At 69.5% G+C, this 21,745-nt stretch carries 21 protein-coding genes; 19 read left to right on the top strand and 2 right to left on the bottom strand.

What is annotated here, in order from left to right:
- Positions 1-66 precede the first annotated feature (66 nt).
- Entirely contained in the window at positions 67-993 is a 927-nt protein-coding gene (locus ACZ4XD_RS12965) for a tRNA (adenine-N1)-methyltransferase (RefSeq protein WP_042157160.1), read from the top strand.
- Between the two features lie 202 nt (positions 994-1,195).
- The gene (locus ACZ4XD_RS12960) at positions 1,196-1,771 is read left to right on the top strand and encodes a hypothetical protein (RefSeq protein ID WP_468041485.1); all 576 of its coding nucleotides are present in this window, start codon (positions 1,196-1,198) and stop codon (positions 1,769-1,771) included.
- Positions 1,772-1,817: 46 nt separating this feature from the next.
- Here the strand turns inward: ACZ4XD_RS12960 and ACZ4XD_RS12955 are convergent, their stop codons facing one another.
- Positions 1,818-2,111: a ferredoxin gene (locus tag ACZ4XD_RS12955; RefSeq protein ID WP_042157156.1), complete on the bottom strand. Its 294-nt coding sequence runs from the start codon at positions 2,109-2,111 to the stop codon at positions 1,818-1,820.
- Positions 2,112-2,360: 249 nt separating this feature from the next.
- Here ACZ4XD_RS12955 and arc point away from each other — a divergent pair, with 249 nt between their 5' ends.
- The 6 genes from arc to prcA all read left to right on the top strand — a co-directional run bounded on the left by arc (position 2,361) and on the right by prcA (position 8,518).
- Positions 2,361-4,127 carry a proteasome ATPase gene (arc, locus tag ACZ4XD_RS12950; RefSeq protein WP_042157154.1) on the top strand — a complete coding sequence of 589 codons (1,767 nt, stop codon included), beginning with the start codon at positions 2,361-2,363 and terminating at the stop codon, positions 4,125-4,127.
- Positions 4,128-4,403: 276 nt separating this feature from the next.
- Positions 4,404-5,915: a depupylase/deamidase Dop gene (dop, locus tag ACZ4XD_RS12945; RefSeq protein WP_468041385.1), complete on the top strand. Its 1,512-nt coding sequence runs from the start codon at positions 4,404-4,406 to the stop codon at positions 5,913-5,915.
- Positions 5,916-6,104: 189 nt separating this feature from the next.
- The gene (locus ACZ4XD_RS12940; RefSeq protein ID WP_042157149.1) at positions 6,105-6,323 is read left to right on the top strand and encodes a ubiquitin-like protein Pup; all 219 of its coding nucleotides are present in this window, start codon (positions 6,105-6,107) and stop codon (positions 6,321-6,323) included.
- Between the two features lie 212 nt (positions 6,324-6,535).
- Positions 6,536-6,793, top strand: coding sequence for an endonuclease domain-containing protein (locus ACZ4XD_RS12935; RefSeq protein WP_328546396.1), 258 nt, complete (start codon positions 6,536-6,538; stop codon positions 6,791-6,793).
- On the top strand, positions 6,745-7,590 hold the full coding sequence (gene prcB, locus ACZ4XD_RS12930) for a proteasome subunit beta (RefSeq protein ID WP_235467352.1): 846 nt from the start codon (positions 6,745-6,747) through the stop codon (positions 7,588-7,590). The genes ACZ4XD_RS12935 and prcB overlap by 49 nt, the downstream gene beginning before the upstream one ends.
- Before the next feature lie 91 nt (positions 7,591-7,681).
- Complete coding sequence (gene prcA, locus ACZ4XD_RS12925; protein ID WP_468041384.1) at positions 7,682-8,518, top strand: proteasome subunit alpha; 837 nt, start codon at positions 7,682-7,684, stop codon at positions 8,516-8,518.
- Between the two features lie 42 nt (positions 8,519-8,560).
- Here prcA and ACZ4XD_RS12920 read toward each other — a convergent pair whose 3' ends face one another.
- Positions 8,561-9,667: a LacI family DNA-binding transcriptional regulator gene (locus ACZ4XD_RS12920; RefSeq protein WP_468041383.1), complete on the bottom strand. Its 1,107-nt coding sequence runs from the start codon at positions 9,665-9,667 to the stop codon at positions 8,561-8,563.
- Positions 9,668-9,788: 121 nt separating this feature from the next.
- Here ACZ4XD_RS12920 and ACZ4XD_RS12915 point away from each other — a divergent pair, with 121 nt between their 5' ends.
- The 11 genes from ACZ4XD_RS12915 to ACZ4XD_RS12865 all read left to right on the top strand — a co-directional run bounded on the left by ACZ4XD_RS12915 (position 9,789) and on the right by ACZ4XD_RS12865 (position 21,620).
- On the top strand, positions 9,789-11,048 hold the full coding sequence (locus tag ACZ4XD_RS12915; protein WP_468041382.1) for an MFS transporter: 1,260 nt from the start codon (positions 9,789-9,791) through the stop codon (positions 11,046-11,048).
- A 9-nt stretch (positions 11,049-11,057) separates the two neighbouring features.
- Complete coding sequence (gene pafA, locus ACZ4XD_RS12910; protein ID WP_042157138.1) at positions 11,058-12,419, top strand: Pup--protein ligase; 1,362 nt, start codon at positions 11,058-11,060, stop codon at positions 12,417-12,419.
- A gap of 231 nt (positions 12,420-12,650) precedes the next feature.
- Positions 12,651-13,559, top strand: coding sequence for an FKBP-type peptidyl-prolyl cis-trans isomerase (locus ACZ4XD_RS12905; protein WP_468041381.1), 909 nt, complete (start codon positions 12,651-12,653; stop codon positions 13,557-13,559).
- Between the two features lie 57 nt (positions 13,560-13,616).
- Complete coding sequence (locus ACZ4XD_RS12900) at positions 13,617-13,991, top strand: FKBP-type peptidyl-prolyl cis-trans isomerase (RefSeq protein WP_042157134.1); 375 nt, start codon at positions 13,617-13,619, stop codon at positions 13,989-13,991.
- Between the two features lie 145 nt (positions 13,992-14,136).
- Positions 14,137-15,105: a helix-turn-helix transcriptional regulator gene (locus ACZ4XD_RS12895; protein ID WP_423605968.1), complete on the top strand. Its 969-nt coding sequence runs from the start codon at positions 14,137-14,139 to the stop codon at positions 15,103-15,105.
- A 16-nt stretch (positions 15,106-15,121) separates the two neighbouring features.
- Positions 15,122-16,072: a helix-turn-helix transcriptional regulator gene (locus ACZ4XD_RS12890; protein WP_468041380.1), complete on the top strand. Its 951-nt coding sequence runs from the start codon at positions 15,122-15,124 to the stop codon at positions 16,070-16,072.
- Positions 16,073-16,127: 55 nt separating this feature from the next.
- Positions 16,128-16,382: a hypothetical protein gene (locus ACZ4XD_RS12885; protein ID WP_042157128.1), complete on the top strand. Its 255-nt coding sequence runs from the start codon at positions 16,128-16,130 to the stop codon at positions 16,380-16,382.
- 16 nt (positions 16,383-16,398) lie between these two features.
- Positions 16,399-16,602, top strand: a complete 204-nt coding sequence (locus tag ACZ4XD_RS12880; protein WP_386689637.1) for a hypothetical protein — start codon at positions 16,399-16,401, stop codon at positions 16,600-16,602.
- A gap of 226 nt (positions 16,603-16,828) precedes the next feature.
- Entirely contained in the window at positions 16,829-17,128 is a 300-nt protein-coding gene (tatA, locus tag ACZ4XD_RS12875) for a Sec-independent protein translocase subunit TatA (RefSeq protein WP_468041379.1), read from the top strand.
- 63 nt (positions 17,129-17,191) lie between these two features.
- Complete coding sequence (tatC, locus tag ACZ4XD_RS12870; RefSeq protein ID WP_468041378.1) at positions 17,192-18,151, top strand: twin-arginine translocase subunit TatC; 960 nt, start codon at positions 17,192-17,194, stop codon at positions 18,149-18,151.
- Positions 18,152-18,803: 652 nt separating this feature from the next.
- The gene (locus tag ACZ4XD_RS12865; protein WP_468041377.1) at positions 18,804-21,620 is read left to right on the top strand and encodes a DEAD/DEAH box helicase; all 2,817 of its coding nucleotides are present in this window, start codon (positions 18,804-18,806) and stop codon (positions 21,618-21,620) included.
- The last annotated feature ends 125 nt before the right edge of the window (positions 21,621-21,745 follow it).

Here is a 21,745-nt window from a genome sequence, read left to right as displayed (position 1 = left end):
GCCCCTCGGCCCCGCAGCGCCCGCCCACTGGTCGGCGCGGCCCCGACGGGCCGGTAGGCTGGTCACATGTCCGAACCGACCGGTGCCGCCCGCCGTCGCGGGCCCTTCAAGGTCGGGGACCAGGTCCAGCTCACCGACCCCAAGGGACGCCACTACACCTTCACGCTCGAAGAGGGAAAAAGCTTCCACACCCACAAGGGAGCCTTCCCCCACGACGAGCTGATCGGTGCTCCCGAGGGCAGCGTTGTCCGTACCACCGGGAACGTCGCCTACCTCGCGCTGCGCCCGCTGCTCCCCGACTACGTCCTGTCCATGCCCCGCGGCGCCGCCGTGGTCTACCCCAAGGACGCGGGGCAGATCCTGGCGATGGCCGACATCTTCCCCGGCGCCCGCGTCGTCGAGGCGGGTGTGGGCTCCGGATCGCTCAGCAGCTTCCTGCTGCGCGCCATCGGCGACGACGGCATGCTGCACTCCTACGAGCGCCGCGCCGACTTCGCCGAGATCGCCACGCAGAACGTGGAGCGCTACTTCGGCGGTCCGCACCCCGCATGGACGCTCACCGTCGGTGACCTCCAGGACAACCTCTCCGACACCGACGTCGACCGCGTCATCCTCGACATGCTCGCCCCCTGGGAGTGCCTGGAGGCCGTCTCCAAGGCCCTGGTTCCCGGTGGCATCCTCTGCGCCTACGTCGCGACGACGACGCAGATGGCCCGCACCGTCGAGGCGATCCGCGAGCACGGCACCTTCAACGAGCCGTCGGCCTGGGAAACCATGGTCCGCACCTGGCACGTCGAGGGCCTCGCCGTCCGCCCGGACCACCGCATGATCGGCCACACCGGCTTCCTGCTGACCGCCCGCCGCCTCGCGGACGGCGTTGAGCCCCCGCTGCGCCGCCGCCGCCCCGCCAAGGGCGCGTACGGCGAGGACTACACGGGCCCCGGCAAGGACGCGGCGGCGGCATCCGGGGGCGGCTCCACCGACCGCGGCTGACCGTCCGGAACCGGCCAACGAACCACCAGGCGCCGCCGACGAGTTCCCGCACGGGAATCCGCCGGCGGCGCCGCTCCGTTTCCACCCTGGATCTGCACGGAAAACTCCGGCCCTGCTGGTTCCTTGCCGCCCCCTCCTGTGGAACGATGCTGGGCACTCCCACCGCCACAGCACTTCACAGGAGTTAGCCCGCGTGCAGCCCATGGCAGGCCAGGACCTCTTGCACACCCAGCCGCGCCCCATGCACTGGCTCGCCACCGCCACCGCCATCTCGGCGGTCGTCGCGGCCGCGTCCTTCGTCCAGCCCCCCGACGCCACGGCCACGACCACCCCCGCTGCCGCCGCCGGCGGGCACCCCGCCGCGGCCCCCGACCCCAGCAAGGTGAGCTTTCCGGTCGACTGCGGCCCCAACCGCCTCGACGTGGTGAAAAAGGCCTCCGGAGACCTCGACGGCGACGGCACGACCGAGACCGTCGCGGTGGTCCGCTGCCACAGCGGGACGGGCTCCCCGCCCAGCGGTGTCTACGTCCTCGCGCAGCCGTCCGGGCGCCGGGCCGCCCCGAGGGTCGTGGCGACACTCCTCGCGCCCGCGCAGCAGCGCAGCGTCCAAACCCTGGCCGTCAAGGATGGCGCGATCTCGGCGGCGGTCCTGGGCTACTCCGCGCGCGACGTCCCGCGCTGCTGCCCGGACGTGCGCAAGAGCGTCAAGTGGCAATGGAAGGGCGGGAAGTTCGTCCAGAGCGAACTCCCCGCCGCCGTGAGCACCCGGCGCGTCTGACCGGTCACACGGTGTGCGCGCCCGGGGGCGCTCCGCTCCGGCCGGGCTACTCCGCGTCCGGGCCGTAGACCTCGACCAGGTCCTTGACGCGGCGGACGTGGATGCAGTCCCCGGGGCACTCCTTCGCGGAATCCCGCACGTCATCGAGCAGCTTCAGAGGGACGGGCGTTGTGGCCCCCTTGTCCTGGAGCAGCTCGTCATCGGTGCTCTTGACGTAGGCCAGACCATCGATGTCGAGCTCGAAGACCTCCGGCGCGTACTGCGCACAGATGCCGTCCCCGGTGCACAGATCCTGGTCGATCCATACTTCCAGCTCTGGGGCTTCGTCCTGCGCGGTCATCTCGCCTGCCGTTCCTGCGTACGTGAACCGTTTTTGTCTAAGTGGCGCCAGCCCTGACGGGTGTTGACCAAGTCGACGATACAACCGCTCGCTTTCCGATGTTGTTGGGTGGGTATTCCCTTGGCGTGAGGACGTGCGCAAGGGTGAAGATCGGACACGCCCCGACAGTCTTTTCGATCTAGGGGTTTCAACCTGCACCGGCCCAGGTAGGGTCAGGAAGCGTCCAGCTCCTTGGAGGAGGTGAGGACCGTGGCAGCCCACGACGACGACATCAACCGCGGCATCCGGCCGGGGCGAGGGTCTGAAGATCCCGCCGGCCAGGTTGCCTATCTTGAGCAGGAGATCGCCGTCCTGCGACGCAAGCTCGCCGACTCTCCGCGTCACACGAGGATTCTCGAAGAGCGGATCGTCGAGCTGCAGACCAACCTGGCCGGCGTCTCGGCGCAGAACGAGCGTCTCGCCAATACTCTCCGCGAGGCCCGCGACCAGATCGTCGCCCTGAAGGAGGAAGTGGACCGGCTCGCGCAGCCGCCGGCCGGCTTCGGGGTCTTCCTTCAGACGAACGATGACGGCACGGTCGACATTTTCACCGGGGGCAGAAAGCTCCGGGTGAATGTCAGCCCCAGTGTGGAGACCGAGGACCTCAGGCGCGGCCAAGAGGTCATGCTCAATGAAGCGCTCAACGTGGTCGAGGCCATGGAGTTCGAGAGCGCCGGCGACATCGTCACCCTCAAGGAGATCCTTGAGGACGGCGAGCGCGCCCTGGTGATCGGGCACACCGACGAGGAACGGGTGGTGAGGCTCGCCGAGCCGCTGCTGGACATCACCATCCGCCCCGGCGACGCCCTGCTCCTCGAGCCCCGCTCCGGCTACGTCTACGAGGTCATCCCGAAGAGCGAGGTCGAGGAACTCGTCCTCGAAGAGGTCCCGGACATCGACTACACCAAGATCGGCGGTCTGGGCGGCCAGATCGAACTGATCCGGGACGCGGTCGAGCTTCCGTACCTCTACCCCGACCTCTTCAAGGAGCACGAACTCCGCCCGCCCAAGGGTGTCTTGCTCTACGGCCCGCCCGGCTGCGGCAAGACGCTCATCGCCAAGGCGGTCGCCAACTCCCTTGCCAAGAAGGTCGCCGAGGTGACCGGGCAGCCCGCGGGGAAGAGCTTCTTCCTCAACATCAAGGGCCCGGAGCTGCTCAACAAGTACGTCGGCGAGACGGAGCGGCACATCCGGCTGGTCTTCCAGCGCGCCAGGGAAAAGGCCAGCGAGGGCACCCCCGTCATCGTCTTCTTCGACGAGATGGACTCCCTCTTCCGCACCCGGGGCTCCGGCGTCAGCTCGGACGTGGAGAACACCATCGTCCCGCAGCTGCTCTCCGAGATCGACGGTGTCGAGGGCCTCGAAAACGTGATCGTGATCGGCGCCTCGAACCGCGAGGACATGATCGACCCGGCGATCCTGCGCCCCGGCCGTCTCGACGTGAAGATCAAGATCGAGCGGCCGGACGCGGAGGCCGCCAAGGACATCTTCTCGAAGTACCTCACGGAAAGGCTGCCGCTGCACTCCGACGATCTCGCCGAACACGGCGACTCGCGGAAGGCCGCAGTGAGCGGAATGATCCAGTCGGTCGTCGAGCAGATGTATGCGGAATCCGAGGAAAATCGCTTCCTGGAGGTCACCTACGCCAATGGTGACAAGGAAGTCCTTTACTTCAAGGACTTCAACTCCGGTGCGATGATCGAAAACATCGTAGGACGTGCGAAGAAGATGGCCATCAAGGCCTTCCTCGAACACAATCAGAAGGGGCTTCGGGTTTCCCACCTCCTCCAGGCATGCGTGGATGAGTTCAAGGAGAACGAGGACCTGCCCAACACCACCAACCCGGACGACTGGGCCCGGATCTCCGGAAAGAAGGGCGAGCGGATCGTATACATCCGTACGCTGGTCACCGGAAAGCAGGGCGCCGACACCGGTCGCTCCATCGATACGGTGGCGAATACCGGCCAATACCTGTAACACCGCTCTCCGGCTGCGGATGTCCTGCACGGGGCGTCCGCAGCCGGACGCTTTTCCGGGGGCGCCAGAACCGCTCCCCATAAGGGCGCGGTGAACCAGGGAAAACCGGACTGGAGCAATGACTGTAATGATCTCCCCAGCGCCGCTAAGGCGTTCTAGGCTCTTCGGTACCGCTGCGTCACGCTGTGCGGGCGTGGGGCACGCACGCGGACCGGAAGCGCTGCGGTACTTGAGCGCCGACCCCATCCGGGGGCGCCGCCGGGCTAGGAGGGCCGCATGACTGTACGGCGAGTAATGGGAATCGAGACGGAGTACGGGATCTCCGTCCCCGGCCACCCGAACGCCAATGCCATGCTCACCTCGTCCCAGGTCGTCAACGCCTACGCGGCCGCGATGCACCGGGCACGCCGTGCCCGCTGGGATTTCGAGGAGGAGAACCCGCTGCGGGACGCCCGCGGCTTCGACCTCGCACGGGAAAACGCCGACGCCAGCCAGCTCACGGACGAGGACATCGGCCTGGCCAATGTGATCCTCACGAATGGCGCCAGGCTCTACGTCGACCACGCCCACCCCGAATACAGCGCCCCAGAGGTCACCAATCCGCGTGACGCCGTCCTGTGGGACAAGGCCGGCGAGCGGATCATGGCCGAGGCCGCCGAGCGGGCCGCCCAGGTCCCCGGCGCCCAGCCCATCCACCTTTACAAGAACAACACGGACAACAAGGGCGCCTCCTACGGCACGCACGAGAACTACCTGATGAAACGGGAGACCCCGTTCTCGGACATCGTGCGGCATCTGACGCCGTTCTTCGTCTCCCGCCAGGTGGTCACCGGCGCCGGCCGGGTCGGTATCGGCCAGGACGGCCACGAGCACGGCTTCCAGCTCAGCCAGCGCGCCGACTACTTCGAGGTGGAGGTCGGCCTGGAGACGACGCTCAAGCGGCCGATCATCAATACCCGCGACGAACCGCACGCGGACGCGGAGAAGTACCGCCGGCTCCACGTGATCATCGGCGACGCCAACCTCTCCGAGATCTCGACCTATCTGAAGCTGGGCACCACCTCGCTGGTGCTCTCCATGATCGAGGACGGGTTCATCGCCGTCGATCTGGCCATCGACCAGCCCGTCCGCACCCTCCACCAGGTCTCCCACGACCCCGGTCTGCAACATCTGATCACGCTCCGCAGCGGCCGCACCCTCACCGCCGTCCAGCTCCAGATGGAGTACTTCGAGCTGGCCCGCAAATACGTCGAGGACCGTTACGGAGCGGATGCGGACGACCAGACCAAGGACGTCCTGACCAGGTGGGAGGACGTCCTCGGCCGGCTGGAGAACGATCCGATGAGCCTGTCCGGCGAGCTGGACTGGGTCGCCAAGCGTGAGCTCATGGAGGGCTACCGGCGCCGGGACGGCCTGGACTGGGACGCGGCGCGGCTGCACCTCATCGACCTCCAGTACGCCGACGTGCGCCCCGACAAGGGCCTGTACAACCGTCTGGCGGCCCGCGGCAAGATGCAGCGGCTCCTGGACGAGTCGGACGTCACCCGGGCGGAGCAGAAGCCCCCGGAGGACACCAGGGCGTACTTCCGCGGCCGCTGCCTGGAGCAGTACGCGGACGATGTCGCGGCGGCCTCCTGGGATTCGGTCATTTTCGATCTGCCCGGTCGTGACTCCCTGCAACGGGTTCCCACACTGGAGCCGCTGCGGGGGACCCGTAAGCACGTCAAGGAGCTCCTTGACCGCTGTCGTACCGCAGAGGAGCTGGTCAGGACGCTCTCCGGTCGCTGAGCCGCGGCAGGTGCACGACAAATTTCATGGCGATCCGTGGCCGATCCACGGCTGAAATCGTCGCGGGGCGGGAATCATCGAGGTGACTCCCGGGCGTTGCAGCAAGTGCAGGGCCGATGTCGGACCCTGCTTGTAGGGTCGGATCTTGAAGGTCACATCGAGCGGGGCGAACCGAGCGGGGTGAGGGACATGGCGACCAAGGACAGCGGCGGCGGACAGGCCAAGGCCACGCGTTCCACCGAAGAGGTCGAGGAGCAGACGCAGGACGCGGAGGCTTCGGAAGACCTCAAGGAACGCCAGGAAAAGTTGTCGGACGACGTGGATTCCGTCCTGGACGAAATCGACGATGTGCTCGAAGAGAACGCCGAGGATTTCGTTCGGAGCTTCGTGCAAAAGGGCGGGGAGTAGAGCGGACCGGACACGTTCGATGCAGGGGGCCGAAGCGTTGCGCGCGGTGCGGAAGGGAATGACCGCGCGCAGCCTTCGGGCGACATCCGGGGAGAGGCGACGGCCGCCAGGACCGCGGCACCTCGTACGCCCGGCAATGCACCACGGCACGCGCCCGCCGCAGCGGCGGCGGGAAGGCCGAACACCGAAAGCCGGTCCGCCGGCCCCGGCGGGTGCGGGCGCCGCCGGGCGGGCGCGATGATCAAGGAGCGGCCGGTCTCCGTCCGATCCGTCCCGAGCCGGGCCCCGGGCATGTGGATCACACCCCTGATACGGGTAAGGTCCGAGGCGTACGGTGCATCAACTGCAACTCGGCACTCGGCAAGTTGAGGGATGACCCCGTCGCCATGCGCAGGGCCATCGCATATCCGGAAGGAAACGTGTGGAAGCCAATACTCGAAGCACCGGGCGTCTACCAGCTGCCTTCCTGACGCCTGGATCCTCGTCGTTCATGGATTTCCTCGGCGCGCACTCGCCTGATCTGCTGCCGGGCAATCGCCCGTTGCCGCCGGTACAGGGCGCCATCGAGGCGCCGCACGGCACGACGATCGTCGCCGCGGCGTTCCCCGGGGGCGTGGTGCTCGCCGGTGACCGGCGGGCGACCATGGGCAATGTCATCGCGCAGCGTGACATCGAGAAGGTTTTCCCGGCCGACGAGTATTCGGCGGTCGGCATCGCGGGCACGGCAGGCCTCGCGGTGGAAATGGTCAAGCTCTTCCAGCTGGAGCTGGAGCACTTCGAGAAGGTCGAGGGCGCCCAACTCTCCCTGGAGGGCAAGGCGAATCGTCTGTCGACGATGATTCGCAGCAATCTCGGGATGGCCATGCAGGGCCTGGCCGTGGTGCCGTTGTTCGCCGGCTATGACCTGGACCGCGAGAAGGGCCGTATCTTCTCGTACGACGTCACCGGCGGGCGCTCGGAGGAGCAGGGATTCGCCGCGACGGGTTCCGGCTCGGTCTTCGCGCGCAGCGCCCTGAAGAAGCTCTTCCAGGAGGACTTCACGGAGGATCAGGCGGTCACGGCCGTCGTCCAGGCGCTCTATGACGCCGCGGACGACGACTCGGCGACCGGCGGACCGGACATGGCGCGGCGGATCTACCCGATCGTCACGGTGATCACTGAGGACGGCTTCAAGAAGCTGACCGAATCCGAGGTCGCGGAGGTCGCCCGTGCCATTCATGAGCGCCGCCTGGAGCAGCCCGACGGTCCGCGCGCCGCGCTGCTCTGACGGGACGGATGTTCCGCAATGCTCCCCCAGCTCCCGCTGGGTGTGCCCCCAGCCACTGAGAGAGCTCTTGACAGGAAGGGACGGATAGCCGGTGTCGACGCCGTTCTATGTCTCACCCCAGCAGGCCATGGCCGATCGCGCCGAATACGCCCGCAAGGGCATCGCGCGCGGCCGCAGTGTCGTGGTGCTGCAATACACCGACGGCGTGGTCTTCGTCGCCGAGAATCCTTCCCGCGCCCTGCACAAGGTCAGCGAGATCTATGACCGGATCGCCTTCGCGGCCGTCGGCAAATACAACGAGTTCGAGAATCTGCGGATCGGCGGTGTGCGCTATGCCGATCTGCGGGGTTACACCTACGACCGGGAGGACGTGACCGCGCGCGGCCTGGCGAATGTCTACGCCCAGACGCTCGGCACGATCTTCTCCAGCGCCGCCGAGAAGCCGTACGAGGTCGAGCTGATCGTGGCCGAGGTCGGCAGCGCGCCCGAGGAGGACCAGATCTACCGGCTGCCGCACGACGGCTCGATCGTGGACGAGCACGGGTCGGTGGCCGTCGGTGGCAATGCCGACCAGATCAGCAGCTATCTCGACCAGCGGCACCGCGACGGAATGACGCTGGCCGAGGCGCTGAAGCTGGCGGTGGAGTCGCTGTCGCGGGACACCAACGGCGGTGAGCGCACCCTGACCGCCGAACAGCTCGAGGTCGCCACCCTGGACCGCACGCGACCGCAGCAGCGCAAGTTCAAGCGGATCCTGGGGCGGCAGCTGTCGCGGCTCCTGGACGAGCACGCCGCCGCGGGCGCCAAGGAGCCGGCGGCGGATGCGGACGCCGGGGCCGGCGAGGCCGGGGCGTCCGATGAGGGAACCGGCGGCAAGGGAGCCAAGGGCAAGGACGACTCCGAAGGGGAGTCCGGCCCGCTGCTCTGACGAGGTACCGCTTTCGAGGCCCGGTTCACGCGCCCCGGTGGGTCACTGCCCGCCGGGGCGCGTGGCGTGTCCGGGGGCGTCCTGGGGCGGGGCGGTGGAGCCGCGGGTGACCAGTTCCACGGGCAGCGTGGGGGCGTCCGCCGGGCGCCCGTCGAGCACCGTCATCAGGGCCCGCATCCCGGCCTCGCCGAACTCCTCGGCGGGCAGCCGTACGGTCGTCAGCTCGGGTTCGACGGCGACGGCCAGGGCCAGGTCGTCGAAGCCGGTGACGGAGACGTCTTCGGGGACGCGCAGGCCCAGGCGGCGGACGGCCTTGCAGGCGCCCGCGGCGATGATGTCGTCGTCGCAGAGCAGCGCCGTGGGGCGGGGGCCGGGCCCGGTGAGGGCGGTGTGCGCGGCGTGCAGCCCGGCGTCCACACCGAGGGCGGCCGGCTGACGGCGCAGCACCGCGCCGGGGACGTCCTGGAGGCTCTCGTCGACGGCGCGGGCGCGCACCTCGAAGGTCCAGGACCGGACATCGGCCGCGAGATGGGTGATGCGGCGGTGGCCGAGGGCGGTCAGATGGCCGGTCAACTGCCGTACGCCGTGGGCGATATCGAGGTTGACGGTGGCGCCGGCCCGGTCGTCGGCGGGGTCGCTGTCCAGCATGACCAGCGGCAGATCCGCGTCCCGGAGCGCGGTGAGCGCCTCGGCGGCCATGGACGAGGCGATCACTCCGTCCAGGGTGGCCGCGGCGGAGTCGAACGGGTCGCGGGCGGGGCCGATGCCTTCGGGGGAGGGGTAGAGGACCACGCCGAAGCCGTGCTCGGCGGCGACCCGGGCCGCGCCGGTGTAGACGCGGGCGAAGAACTCGGTGGTCAGGGCGGGGACGACCAGCAGCACCGTGCGGGTGCGGCCCATCCGCAGGCTGCGGGCGGCGAGGTTGGGCCGGTATCCCAGCTCGCGGGCGGCGGCGCGGACGGCTTCCGCCTTGCCGGGGGAGACCCGGCCGCGCCACTTGTCACCCAGGACGAGCGAGACGGCGGCCTGGGAGACCCCGGCGGCGCGGGCCACGTCCCGGCTGGTGACGCGGGCGGCGGCCGGGCCGCCGGGGCGCGCGGCGCCGGCCGTGTGCGCACCGGGGGACGGTGCGGCCTCGTTGCTGCTCACCGGCTGTCCTGCTCCTCACGTTCGGCCACCGCGAGTGGACCGCGGGTTGGCGTCATGATACGTATAACGGCAAAGGTTATACGTAACACGTCCGGTCCGGCCGGACAGGAAAGGGGCGCCGATGGCCGCGGGATACGCGGAGCTGCTCAGGACCCGGCATGCGGCCCGGCTCCTGGCGGGGACGCTGGTCGGCAGGCTGCCGAACGCCACCGCGGCGCTGGCCGTGGTCCTCTTCGTACGCGCCGAGGGCGGCAGCTACGCCCTGGCCGGTGCGCTCTCCGCCGTCTACGGCGTCTGTAACGCCCTCGGCCAGCCGCTGCTCGGCCGGGCCGTGGACCTCTACGGACAGCCGCGGGTGATGCTGCCCGCCTCGGTGCTCTCCGCGCTCGGCATGGTGCTGCTGGCGGCCGTCGGCCTGGATGTGCTGTGGCTCGCCTACGCCGCCATGGTGATCGCCGGTTTCTTCACCCCGCCCCTGGAAGGCGGTCTGCGGGCGCTGTGGCCCGGGGTCCTCAAGCGCGCGGACCGGGTGCACGCCGCCTACGCCCTGGATGCGGTGGCCCAGGAAGTCATGTTCGCGGTGGGGCCCTTGCTGGTGACGCTGTGCGTGGCGGCCTGGTCGGAGGGGGCGGCACTGCTGGTGATCAATCTGCTCGGGGTGCTCGGCGCGCTCTCCGTCGTCGTCTCCGCGCCCTCCCGGGAGTGGCGCAGCGGGCCCCGGGAGGCGCACTGGCTGGGGGCGCTGCGCTCGGCCGGGATGCTGGTGCTGATCGGGGCGTTCCTCTTCGTGGGGCTGGCCATGGGGGCGATCGCGGTCGCGGCGGTGGCGTACGCCGATGAGCACGGCGGCGGCATGGTCTCCAGCGCGCTGCTGTCCGCGCTCGGTGTCGGCGCGCTGGCCGGCGGGCTCGTCTACGGCGCCCGGGAGTGGCCGGGGCGGCCGGAGAGCCGGCTGCGGCTGCTGGTCTGTCTGCTGGCGGTGGGCTATGTGCCGCTGGTGCTGGTGCCGGACGTGGTCGGGATGACGGTACTGACCGGTGTCGCCGGTGTGTTCCTGGCACCGGCGCTGGCCTGCGCGTTCGTCGTGGTGGACCGGCACGCGCCCAAGGGCACGGTGACGGAGGCGTTTTCCTGGCTGGTGACGACGTTCGGCGTCGGAGCGGCCATGGGATCCGCGGTGGTGGGCCCGGTGGTGGAGAGCGGCGGCGCGGGCGGGGGCTTCGCGGTGGCGGGGGCCGGCGGGATCGCCGCGATGCTCGTACTTTTGTCGACGAAGCGATTTCTCGGGGATCCCGTACGGGGGACGGCCGGGACCGCCACGGCGGAAAATGATCGAAACGGTGCGGCCGAACCCGGTTTCAGAGCAGGCCGTCAGGCGTAATGTTCAGTCATGGACCGCCGCATTTTCGGGCTGGAGAACGAGTACGGCGTCACGTGCACGTTCAGGGGACAGCGCCGACTGTCGCCTGACGAAGTGGCGCGGTACCTCTTCCGCCGTGTCGTGTCATGGGGCCGCAGCAGCAATGTCTTCCTGCGGAACGGCGCCCGCCTGTACTTGGACGTGGGTTCGCACCCGGAATACGCAACTCCCGAGTGCGACAACGTGACCGAGCTGGTCACCCACGACAAGGCTGGCGAGCGCATTCTCGAAGGCCTGCTCGTCGACGCCGAGCGCCGCCTGCATGAGGAGGGAATCGCGGGCGACGTCTATCTCTTCAAGAACAACACCGATTCGGCGGGAAACTCCTACGGCTGCCACGAGAATTATCTCGTCGCCCGCCATGGCGAGTTCTCCCGGCTCGCGGACATCCTCATTCCGTTTCTCGTCACCCGTCAGCTGCTGTGCGGCGCGGGCAAGGTGCTGCAGACTCCGCGTGGCGCCGTCTACTGCGTCAGCCAGCGTGCGGAGCACATCTGGGAGGGCGTCTCCTCGGCGACCACCCGTTCCCGGCCGATCATCAATACGCGCGATGAGCCGCATGCGGACGCCGAGCGCTATCGCCGGCTCCATGTCATCGTCGGTGACTCCAACATGTCCGAGACGACCATGATGCTGAAGGTCGGGGCCACCGATCTCGTGCTGCGCATGATCGAGGCGGGCACGGTCATGCGCGATCTGACGCTGGAGAACCCGATCCGGGCCATCCGTGAGGTCAGCCATGACATCACCGGGCAGCGCAAGGTGCGACTGGCCAGCGGGCGCGAGGCATCCGCGCTTGAGGTCCAGCAGGAGTACTACGAAAAGGCCGTGGATTTCTGCGACCGCCGTGGAATCCGTACCGGCCTCGTCGAGCGGGTCCTGGAGCTGTGGGGCCGTACGCTCGAAGCGATCCGGGACGAGGACCTCGACCGTGTCTCGACCGAGATCGACTGGGTGATGAAACATCAGCTCATCGAGCGGTACCGGACGAAGAACAACATCACCATGTCGCACCCGCGAGTGGCGCAGATAGACCTCGCGTATCACGACATCCACCGTCGGCGGGGGCTCTATTACCTCCTGGAGCGGAAGGGCCAAGCGGCGCGGATCTGCAATGACTTGAAGATCTTCGAGGGCAAGTCGGTGCCGCCGCAGACCACCCGCGCCAGGCTGCGTGGCGACTTCATTCGCCGGGCTCAGGAGCAGCGCCGCGATTTCACGGTCGACTGGGTGCACCTCAAGCTCAATGACCAGGCACAGCGCACGGTGCTGTGCAAGGACCCGTTCCGCTCGGTGGACGACCGGGTGGAGAAGCTGATCGCAGGAATGTGACCGGCCGCGGGTCGTATGCCGCTGTCCGTATCGGAGTGGATTCCCCCGGGTAACTCAGAGTGCGGATCCGACCCGGTCGAGTGACGGTGTTCCGAGCGTGTGGTGCCGGTGAGAGTGCTGACCGGATGGGAAAGTGGCGGGGTCCGTGTGACACGGCCCCGCCACTTTCCCCTGGCGTGGCTAGAGTGGCTCCGTCCATTCATTGATCGCAGCCCGTTTTGAGGGATATACGTGCGCCGACGCCGAATCGCAGCCCTGATCGCCGTGCCCCTGCTCCTCGTTTCCGCAGCGGCCTGCGGCAATGACGACTCATCCGAGGGCGGCTCAGCGCCGAAGGTGAGTGGGCAGGCGGATGCCAAGCCCAAGGTCGAGAAGGGTGAGGGCGCCCCGCCCAAGAAGCTTCAGGTCAAGGTCCTCAAAAAGGGCGACGGGCCGGCGGTGAAGAAGGGCGAGGCTCTCAACGCCAATTACCTCGGCCAGACCTGGGAGGGCAAGGCCTTCGACAACAGCTGGGACCGCGGCGCGCCGGCGACCTTCGAGATCGGCAGCGGCAAGGTCATCAAGGGCTGGGACGAGGGCCTGGTGGGCCAGAAGCTCGGCAGCCGCGTCGAGTTGGTCATCCCGCCGGACAAGGGCTACGGCGCACAGGCCCAGCAGAACATCCCGGCCAACTCCACGCTGGTCTTCGTCGTCGACCTCAAGAAGATCATGCCGAGCAAGATCGACGGCAAGCCGGTCGCGCAGGACAACGGCGATCTCCCCAAGGTGGGCACCAACATCGACGGCAAGGCGCCGAAGATCACCCTCCCCAAGGGCCAGGACGCGCCGAAGGACGTCGAGAGCGCGACGATCATCAAGGGCAAGGGCGCGACGGTCGACCCGAAGAGCATCGTGCGGGCCCACTACACGGCGGTCACCTGGAAGGACGGCAAGGTGGTCGCCGACACCTGGGCGCCGGGGCAGCCCGGGGCGCAGGATGTGCCGGTCGCACAGCTGCCGGGCTGGAAGGAAGGGCTCAAGGGCAAGAAGGCCGGCAGCCGGGTGCTGGTCGTGGTGCCGAAGAGCAAGCTGACCGCTGACCAGCAGAAGTCCATCGGTTCCGATCTGGTGTTCTCGGTGGACGTCCTCAGCGTGAACTGATGCTGATCTGCCAGACTGGCGCCGTAATCGTAAAGATTCGTAAGTAGGAGCACATCCGTGAGCATCGACAAGCCCGAGATCGACTTTCCTGAGGGCCCGGCTCCCACCGAGCTCGAGATCGTGGACCTGAGGGAGGGCGACGGGCCGGTCGCCAAGGCCGGGGACACCGTCTCCGTCCACTACGTCGGGGTGTCCTTCAGCACCGGCGAGGAGTTCGACGCCAGCTGGAACCGCGGCAAGCCGCTCCAGTTCCAGCTGGGCGCCGGCCAGGTCATCGCCGGCTGGGACCAGGGCGTGCAGGGCATGAAGGTCGGCGGCCGCCGCCGGCTGACCATCCCCGCGCACCTCGCGTACGGCGACCGTGGCGCCGGCGGTGGCCGGATCGCCCCCGGCGAGACGCTGATCTTCGTCTGCGACCTGGTGTCCGTCTGAGACCAGGCGCCGGTCGCGCTGCGCGACCGCTGCTGACGTGACCGAGGGCCCGTGCCGCGATGGCACGGGCCCTCGTCCGGCTTTTGCCCTGACCACCGCGAGCGGTACGGTCAACGATCGGAAGTTCAAACGAGAAAGGGCGTCGATGGCCATTGCCAAGGCCGAGCGGCTGATGAATCTGGCGCTGTGCCTGCTGGGGACGCGACGCCCGCTGACCAAACGTGAACTGCGGTCGTCCATCGAGGCCTATATCGAGGCGAACAGCGACGACTCGTTCAACCGCATGTTCGAGCGGGACAAGGACGATCTGCGCGAGCTGGGCCTGGTCATCGAGACCGTCGAGGGCATCGAGGGCGACATCGGCTACCTCGCCCGCCGCGACAGCAACCGCCTGCCCCCGATCACCCTGGACGCCGAGGAAGCCGCCGCCCTGGGGCTCGCCGCCAAGATCTGGCAGCAGGCCCGGCTGGCGGGCGCCGCCAGCGGTGCGCTCCAGAAGCTGCGCGCCGCCGGGATGCCGCTGGCCGGGGACGGTGCCGACTACGACGCCGGACAGCCGCACAGCGCCCTGGAACCCCGCATCCCCGCCCATGAGGCCGCCTTCGAGCCGCTGATGCTGGCCTGCCGCGACCGCCGCCCGGTCGTCTTCGACTACCGCAAGTCGAATGCCGCCCACCCCGAGCAGCGGCAGGTCGAACCCTGGATCCTCGAATGCTGGCGGGGCCACTGGTACGTCGCAGGATGGGACCGTGAGCGACAGGCCGAGCGGGTCTTCCGGCTCTCCCGGATCACCGGCAAGGTCCGTTCCCGGCAAGGGGCGTTCACCGCGCCGGTGCCCGATCACGTCACCGTCCGCGAGACCGTCGAGAGCTGGGCCGGCGAGACCGCCACCGGCACCGCCAGGATCAAGCTGCGGGCCGAGCACGGCTACCCGTTGCGCGCCCGTGCGCTCACCGTCCGCGAGCTGGGCGACGGCTGGGACGAGCTGGAGATCCCCAACGGGCACGGACTCGACGCCTGGCTCGTGGAGTTCGGCCCCGACGTGGTCGTCCTGGAACCCGCGGAACTGCGCGCCGATGTCATCGACCGGCTGCGTGCCGTGGCCAAGGGCTGAGAGGGATACGAGACCCATGGCGACGAACGCCATCGACCAGACCCGCCGGATGCTGTCCCTGGTGACCTACCTGCGTGAGCGCCCCGGCGCCCGCGTCGGGGACGTCGCCCGCGCCTTCGGCATCACCGAGGACGAGCTGATCGCCGACCTCGACGTCCTGCCGATGTGCGGCACCAGCTTCCGCGGCGGTGACCTCCTGGACATCGACACCGACGGCGACCGCATCTGGTGGCACAACCCCGACGATGTCGCCGAGCCGCTGCGGCTGGCCGCCGACGAGGCCACCGCCCTGCTGGTCGCGGCCCGCGCGGTGGCCACCCTGCCCGGACTCCGCGAGGGCGACCGGCAGGCGCTGCTGCGGGCCACCGCCAAGCTGGAGGCGGCGGCCGGTGAGGCGGCCGGCGCCAGCTCCCGGCTCTCGGTGACCTTCGAATCCGAGGGCGGGGTGTTCGCCGACGTCGACCGCGCCATCGCCGAGCGGCGGCGGCTGTGGCTGCGCTACTACTCCCCGGCCCGCGACGAGCTGACCGAGCGCGAGGTGGACCCGATCCGGCTCTTCGCCGTCGGCCACACGTACGTAGAAGCCTGGTGCCGGCTCTCGGAGGCCCGGCGCACCTTCCGGCTCGACCGGGTCGCCGAGATCAAGCTGCTGGACGCCCCCGCCGACCCGCCCCCGGTCGAGCTGCGTGATCTGTCGGAGGGCTTGGTGCAGCCCGCGGCCGAGGACCCCGAGGTCTCCATCGAGGTCGGGCCCGGCGGCCGCTGGGTCGCCGAGTACTACCCGCACGACAGTGCCGAGGAGCTGCCCGACGGCGGCCTGCGCATCACCCTGCGCACCCCTGACCCGGCCTCGCTGCGGCGGCTGGCCCTGCGGCTGGGCCGGGACGGCCGGATCGTGGCGCCGCAGGCCCTCGCCGACAGCGCGCGGCAGGCCGCCGAGCAGGCCCTCGCGGCGTACGGCGAGTGAGCGCGGCGGGCCGGGCGCGCCGTGCGGCGCGGGCCGAAGGACGAGGCAGCGAAGGATGACGATGGTGACCACCACCTTGCCGGGCCGGCCCGCTCCGGTGCTCTACAAGGCAGCCTGCCCGGACTGCCGGGGCCGCTTCGAACTGGCCTCGGACGCGTTCCGGCTGGCGATCGGCGCCAGCCGCCGCACCACCTTCTACTCCTTCACCTGCCCCGACTGCCGCCGTGCGGTGCGCAAACCGGCCGGCGAGCGGATCATCGAGCTGCTCACCGGCGGCGGGGTCCGCACGCTGCGGCTGCACACGGGCTGACCGTTAGGCTCGTCCCATGCTCTGGCCCATGATCGCAATCGCCCTCGGCTTCGCCGGGATCGCCGTGCTCGGCATCCTCGCCGTCCGCGTCTTCGTCGAAGTGCGACGGCTGGCCCGCCAGGTCGGGGCCACCTCGGAGCGGATCCAGCGGGCCAGCGAGGACCTGGAACGGGCGGCGGTGCCGCTCGCCTCCCGGATGCACGAGGCGGGCCGGGACTGAGATGCCGCGGTGCGGATGCGCGCCCTGCTCCGTGGGAGAGCGGAAGGGTAGGCTTTCCTCTGCGGTTCACGGTGCGCGACAGTCGAGGCAATTCGGAAGATGCACGGGCATTGCCCGGCGTTCACCACCGAACGTTACGATCGAGCGAGCCAGCACCAGGACGCCAGTCCGACCCCATTCGGCAGGCACCACAGCAGACGCCGCCCCGGCGAGAAGGTAGTCGCAGATGTTGAGCAACTTGAGGGCCCCCGAGATCATTCTGATCCTCGTCGTCATTGTGCTGCTGTTCGGTGCGAAGAAGCTTCCGGACATGGCGCGTTCGCTCGGCAAGTCCGCTCGCATCCTCAAGAGCGAGGCCAAGGCGATGAAGAAGGAGGGCGACACGGACGGTGGCGCCACCTCCGGCACCTCCTCCGAGGCTTCCGCCGATGCCGCTCAGCAGGCCCCTCGTACGATTCAGGCGGCTCCCGGTGATGTGAGCAGCTCGCGCCCCGTGGCCGAGCCGAACCGCACCAACCAGAGCTGACCGATCCGATCCAGTCGCCCCGGCGCGGTCGGCGGCGGCTGATGTACGAGACGAGGAAGTGGGTTGCTCAAGTCTGCCCGCAAGCAGGAGAAGGACCCCGAGGGGCGGATGCCGCTCGCGGCACATCTGCGTGAGCTGCGTAACCGGCTGCTGAAATCGGTGCTGGCGATCATGGTGATCACCGTCATCGCGATGTGGCAGTACGACGCGATCGCCCACTTCGTCACGGGCCCGGTCATCGAATCGGTCGGCTGCCCCAAGACACCCTCCGGGCCGCGCACCCACCCCTGTGCCCAGGTCGTGGCGAACGGTCTGCTCGCACCGTTCACGATCATGCTCAAGGTGTCCCTCACCACCGGTGTCGTCATCGCCACCCCGGTGTGGCTCTACCAGCTCTGGGCCTTCCTCGCGCCGGGCCTCCACCGGCACGAGAAGAAGTACGCCCTCGGCTTCGTCGGTGCCGGTGCCCCGCTCTTCCTGGGCGGCGCGTACCTCGCCTACGCGGTCCTGCCGACCACCGCGGGCGCGCTGGTCGGCCTGACCCCCAGCGACTGGGCCAACTTCTTCCCCGCTGACGAGTTCTTCGACATCGTCACGCGGATGGTGCTGGTCTTCGGCCTCGCCTTCGAGCTGCCGCTGCTCCTGGTGCTGCTCAACTTCGGCGGGGTGCTCACCGGCAGCCGGATCCTGAGCTGGTGGCGGTTCATGGTGCTGGGCATCACGGTGTTCGCGGCCCTTGCCACGCCGACCGGTGATCCGCTGACGATGGGGCTGCTGGCCGCGCCGATCGTGGTGCTGTACTTCGGAGCCGTCGGCGTCTGCCTCTTCAACGACCGGCGCCGCAAGCGCGGCAACCCGGACGCGGAGCTGAGCGACGACGAGGCCTCGGAGCTCGATCTGACGCCCGGCGAGGTCGGGGAGATCGAGCCGGTTGCCTCCCGGCGGATGCTGCCGGAGCAGGCGAGTGGTGAGGCGGGCGAGAGCGGTGCGGGGCGTCGTGGGGGGTACGACGACTTCACGTGATGGGTTGTGACTTGGCGTAGTTGGCGGCCGTCGTTTGGCTGCGGCGCCGTTGTGGCTGGGCGCGCAGTTCCCCGCGCCCCTGTGTTGGCGCCGTACGTTGTTTGGTGCGGCGCCGTGGTGGCTGGCGCCGTTGCGGGTTGCGTGGGTGCCGCGGGGGTCGGAGGGGACGCACCGGGGCCCGTCCTCGGCGCGGGCGACGCGGCTACGTGCGTTTGATTGCCCCGGTGTTTGCTCCGGTCCTGCGGGCGGGCCCCGGTACATCCCCTCCGACCGTCCCTCGTTGCCGTCTGCCGGGCGGTGGCACCGTCCGTCACGGCCCAGCTCGGCCCGCGCCCAAGCCGCGGGGGCTAGTTCGGCCAGGTGCCTGCCAAGAGGTGCCGTGTACGGCCGCCGTAACGGTCATCGGTACGGCGGGACGGCCGCGCACGGACGGTGGTCGGAGGGGATGTCCAGTGCCCCGCCCGCAGGACCGGAGCAGACGCCGGGGTGCCTTACCTCTGGGACCAGGGCCGCCCGCGCCGAGGACGGGGTACTGGGCGTCCCCTCCGACCCGCCACCCACAAGCCAAAGGCGAACGGCGCCCAGCCACTGGCAAAAGCGCGGCATAAAGATCGGGTCGTTGTCAGAGGCGGCCGGTAGGCTCGTAAGCACGATGACCGAGGACATGTCCCCTGCTGAGCGCTATGCCGCCGCCAAGCTCCGGGCGGCCGAGCAGGCCACCGCACTCGCCCCTTTCCGCGAAATGTACGACTTCGGGCTGGATCCGTTCCAGATCGAGGCGTGTCAGGCCCTGGAGGCCGGCCAGGGCGTGCTGGTCGCGGCTCCTACTGGATCCGGCAAGACGATCGTCGGCGAATTCGCCGTCCATCTGGCCCTGGAGCAGGGCCGAAAATGCTTCTACACCACGCCCATCAAGGCGCTGTCCAACCAGAAGTACCAGGATCTGGTCAGGCGTTACGGTGCCGAGAAGGTCGGTCTGCTGACCGGCGACAACAGCGTCAACTCCGAGGCTCCGGTGGTCGTGATGACCACCGAGGTGCTGCGGAACATGCTCTATTCCGGTTCGCAGTCGCTGGTCGGCCTCGGCTATGTGGTCATGGACGAGGTGCACTACCTCTCCGACCGCTTCCGTGGCGCCGTCTGGGAAGAGGTGATCATTCATCTTCCCGAGTCGGTGACGCTGGTGTCACTGTCGGCGACGGTCTCCAACGCCGAGGAGTTCGGCGACTGGCTGGACACGGTGCGCGGCGACACCGCCGTGATCGTCTCCGAGCACCGGCCGGTGCCGCTGTGGCAGCACGTCCTCGCGGGGCGCCGGATATACGACCTGTTCGAGGAGCGGGACGGGCAGAGTGGCGGGCGCCGCGAGGTCAATCCCGATCTGGAGCGGCTGGCGCGGATGGAGAACAGCCGGCCGACGTTCGGGCGGGACAAGCGCCGGGGCCGCACTATGCGGGAGGCGGACCGGGAGCGTGAGCGGCGGCAGCGCGCCCGTATCTGGACGCCGAGCCGGCCCGAGGTCATCGACCGTCTCGACAACGAGGGCCTGCTGCCCGCGATCACCTTCATCTTCAGCCGGGCCGGCTGCGAGGCGGCCGTCCAGCAGTGCCTGGCTTCGGGCCTGCGGCTCAATGACCAGGAGGGCCGCGAGCAGGTCCGTCGCATAGTGGAGGCGCGGACGGCCGGGATCCCGGATGACGACCTTCATGTGCTGGGCTACTTCGAGTGGTTGGAGGGCCTGGAGCGGGGCATCGCCGCGCACCATGCCGGCATGCTGCCGACCTTCAAGGAGGTCGTCGAGGAGCTGTTCGTGAAGGGCCTGGTCAAGGCCGTCTTCGCCACCGAGACACTGGCGCTGGGCATCAACATGCCCGCGCGTTCCGTGGTGATGGAAAAGCTGGTGAAGTGGAACGGTGAGCAGCACGCCGACATCACCCCCGGCGAGTACACCCAGCTGACCGGCCGGGCCGGGCGCCGCGGTATCGACATCGAGGGCCACGCGGTGGTGCTGTGGCAGCGGGGGATGGACCCGGGCGCGCTGGCCGGGCTCGCCGGGACGCGTACCTATCCGCTGCGGTCCTCGTTCAAGCCGTCGTACAACATGGCGGTCAACCTCGTCTCGCAGTTCGGCAGGCACCGTTCGCGGGAGCTGCTGGAGATGTCCTTCGCGCAGTTCCAGGCCGACAAGTCGGTGGTCGGGATCTCGCGGCAGGTGCAGAAGAACGAGGAGGGGCTGGAGGGTTACCGCGGCTCGATGACCTGCCACCTCGGTGACTTCGAGGAATACTCCCGGCTGCGGCGGCAGTTGAAGGACCGGGAGACGGAGCTGGCCAAGCAGGGCGCGGCGCAGCGGCGGGTGGCGGCCGCGGCGGCTCTGGAGAAGCTGAAGCCCGGCGATGTCATCCATGTGCCCACCGGCAAGTACGCGGGCCTCGCGCTGGTCCTCGACCCCGGGATGCCCTCGGGGCGGACGAACGGCCACCGCGGTTTCGACGCGCAGGACGGGCCGCGGCCGCTGGTGCTGACCGCCGAGCGGCAGGTCAAGCGACTGGCCTCGATCGACTTCCCGGTGCCGGTCAAGGCGCTGGACCGGATGCGGATCCCCAGGTCGTTCAACGCCCGCAGCCCGCAGTCGCGCCGCGATCTGGCCTCCGCGCTGCGGACGAAGGCCGGCCACATGGTCCCCTCGCGGCACCGTAAACCCCGTTCGGAGGCGGCCGACGACCGTGAGCTCGCCCGGCTGCGTACGGAGATCCGGGCGCACCCCTGCCACGGCTGCGCCGAGCGGGAGGACCACGCGCGCTGGGCGGAGCGCTATCACCGACTGCTGCGCGACACCCGCCAGTTGGAGCGCCGGATCGAGGGCCGGACGAACACCATCGCCCGTACCTTCGACCGGATCTGCGCCCTGCTGACCGAGATGGACTACCTCGAAGGCGACACCGTCACCGACGAGGGCCGCCGGCTCGCCCGGCTCTACGGTGAGCTGGATCTGCTGGCGAGTGAGTGTCTGCGCGAGGGCGTCTGGGAGGGGCTGGGCCCCGCGGAGCTGGCGGCCTGCGCCTCGGCGCTGGTCTATGAGGCGCGGCAGGCGGATGACGCGGTGGCGCCCAAGCTGCCGGCCGGCAAGGCCAGGGACGCCCTGGGCGAGATGGTCCGCATCTGGGGCCGGCTGGACGCCCTGGAGGAGGATCACAAGATCAACCAGGCGGAAGGCGTCGGCCAGCGGGAGCCGGACCTCGGCTTCGCCTGGGCCGCCTACCGCTGGGCCTCCGGCTTCGGCCTCGACGACGTACTCCGCGAGGCCGAGATGCCTGCCGGTGACTTCGTCCGCTGGTGCAAGCAACTGATCGACGTCCTCGGCCAGATCGCGGCCGCGGCCCCGCCCGGCGGCACGGTCGCCCGCACGGCCCGCAAGGCCATGGACGGGGTACTGCGCGGCGTGGTGGCCTACTCGTCGGTGGGCTGAGCACGACGGGCCGAGCCGGCCCGAGCAGTTGCGGCGGGGGGGGGGGGGGGGGGGGGGGGGGGGGGGGGGGGGGGGGGGGGGGGGGGGGGGGGGGGGGGGGGGGGGGGGGGGGGGGGGGGGGGGGG

The sequence above is a fragment of the Streptomyces sp. NPDC029466 genome, from assembly GCF_055574515.1.
This window is presented reverse-complemented; position numbering and strand designations above follow the sequence as displayed.

Coding starts and splice junctions, on each gene's coding strand:
- ACZ4XD_RS12940 (WP_042157149.1), top strand. CDS start 6,105: ATGGCGACCAAGGACAGCGGCGGCGGACAGGCCAAGGCCACGCGTTCC.
- dop (WP_468041385.1), top strand. CDS start 4,404: ATGACTGTACGGCGAGTAATGGGAATCGAGACGGAGTACGGGATCTCC.
- ACZ4XD_RS12865 (WP_468041377.1), top strand. CDS start 18,804: ATGACCGAGGACATGTCCCCTGCTGAGCGCTATGCCGCCGCCAAGCTC.
- ACZ4XD_RS12890 (WP_468041380.1), top strand. CDS start 15,122: ATGGCGACGAACGCCATCGACCAGACCCGCCGGATGCTGTCCCTGGTG.
- ACZ4XD_RS12960 (WP_468041485.1), top strand. CDS start 1,196: ATGGCAGGCCAGGACCTCTTGCACACCCAGCCGCGCCCCATGCACTGG.
- ACZ4XD_RS12955 (WP_042157156.1), bottom strand. CDS start 2,111: ATGACCGCGCAGGACGAAGCCCCAGAGCTGGAAGTATGGATCGACCAG.
- ACZ4XD_RS12880 (WP_386689637.1), top strand. CDS start 16,399: ATGCTCTGGCCCATGATCGCAATCGCCCTCGGCTTCGCCGGGATCGCC.
- ACZ4XD_RS12915 (WP_468041382.1), top strand. CDS start 9,789: ATGGCCGCGGGATACGCGGAGCTGCTCAGGACCCGGCATGCGGCCCGG.
- ACZ4XD_RS12965 (WP_042157160.1), top strand. CDS start 67: ATGTCCGAACCGACCGGTGCCGCCCGCCGTCGCGGGCCCTTCAAGGTC.
- ACZ4XD_RS12885 (WP_042157128.1), top strand. CDS start 16,128: ATGACGATGGTGACCACCACCTTGCCGGGCCGGCCCGCTCCGGTGCTC.
- ACZ4XD_RS12895 (WP_423605968.1), top strand. CDS start 14,137: ATGGCCATTGCCAAGGCCGAGCGGCTGATGAATCTGGCGCTGTGCCTG.
- pafA (WP_042157138.1), top strand. CDS start 11,058: ATGGACCGCCGCATTTTCGGGCTGGAGAACGAGTACGGCGTCACGTGC.
- tatA (WP_468041379.1), top strand. CDS start 16,829: ATGTTGAGCAACTTGAGGGCCCCCGAGATCATTCTGATCCTCGTCGTC.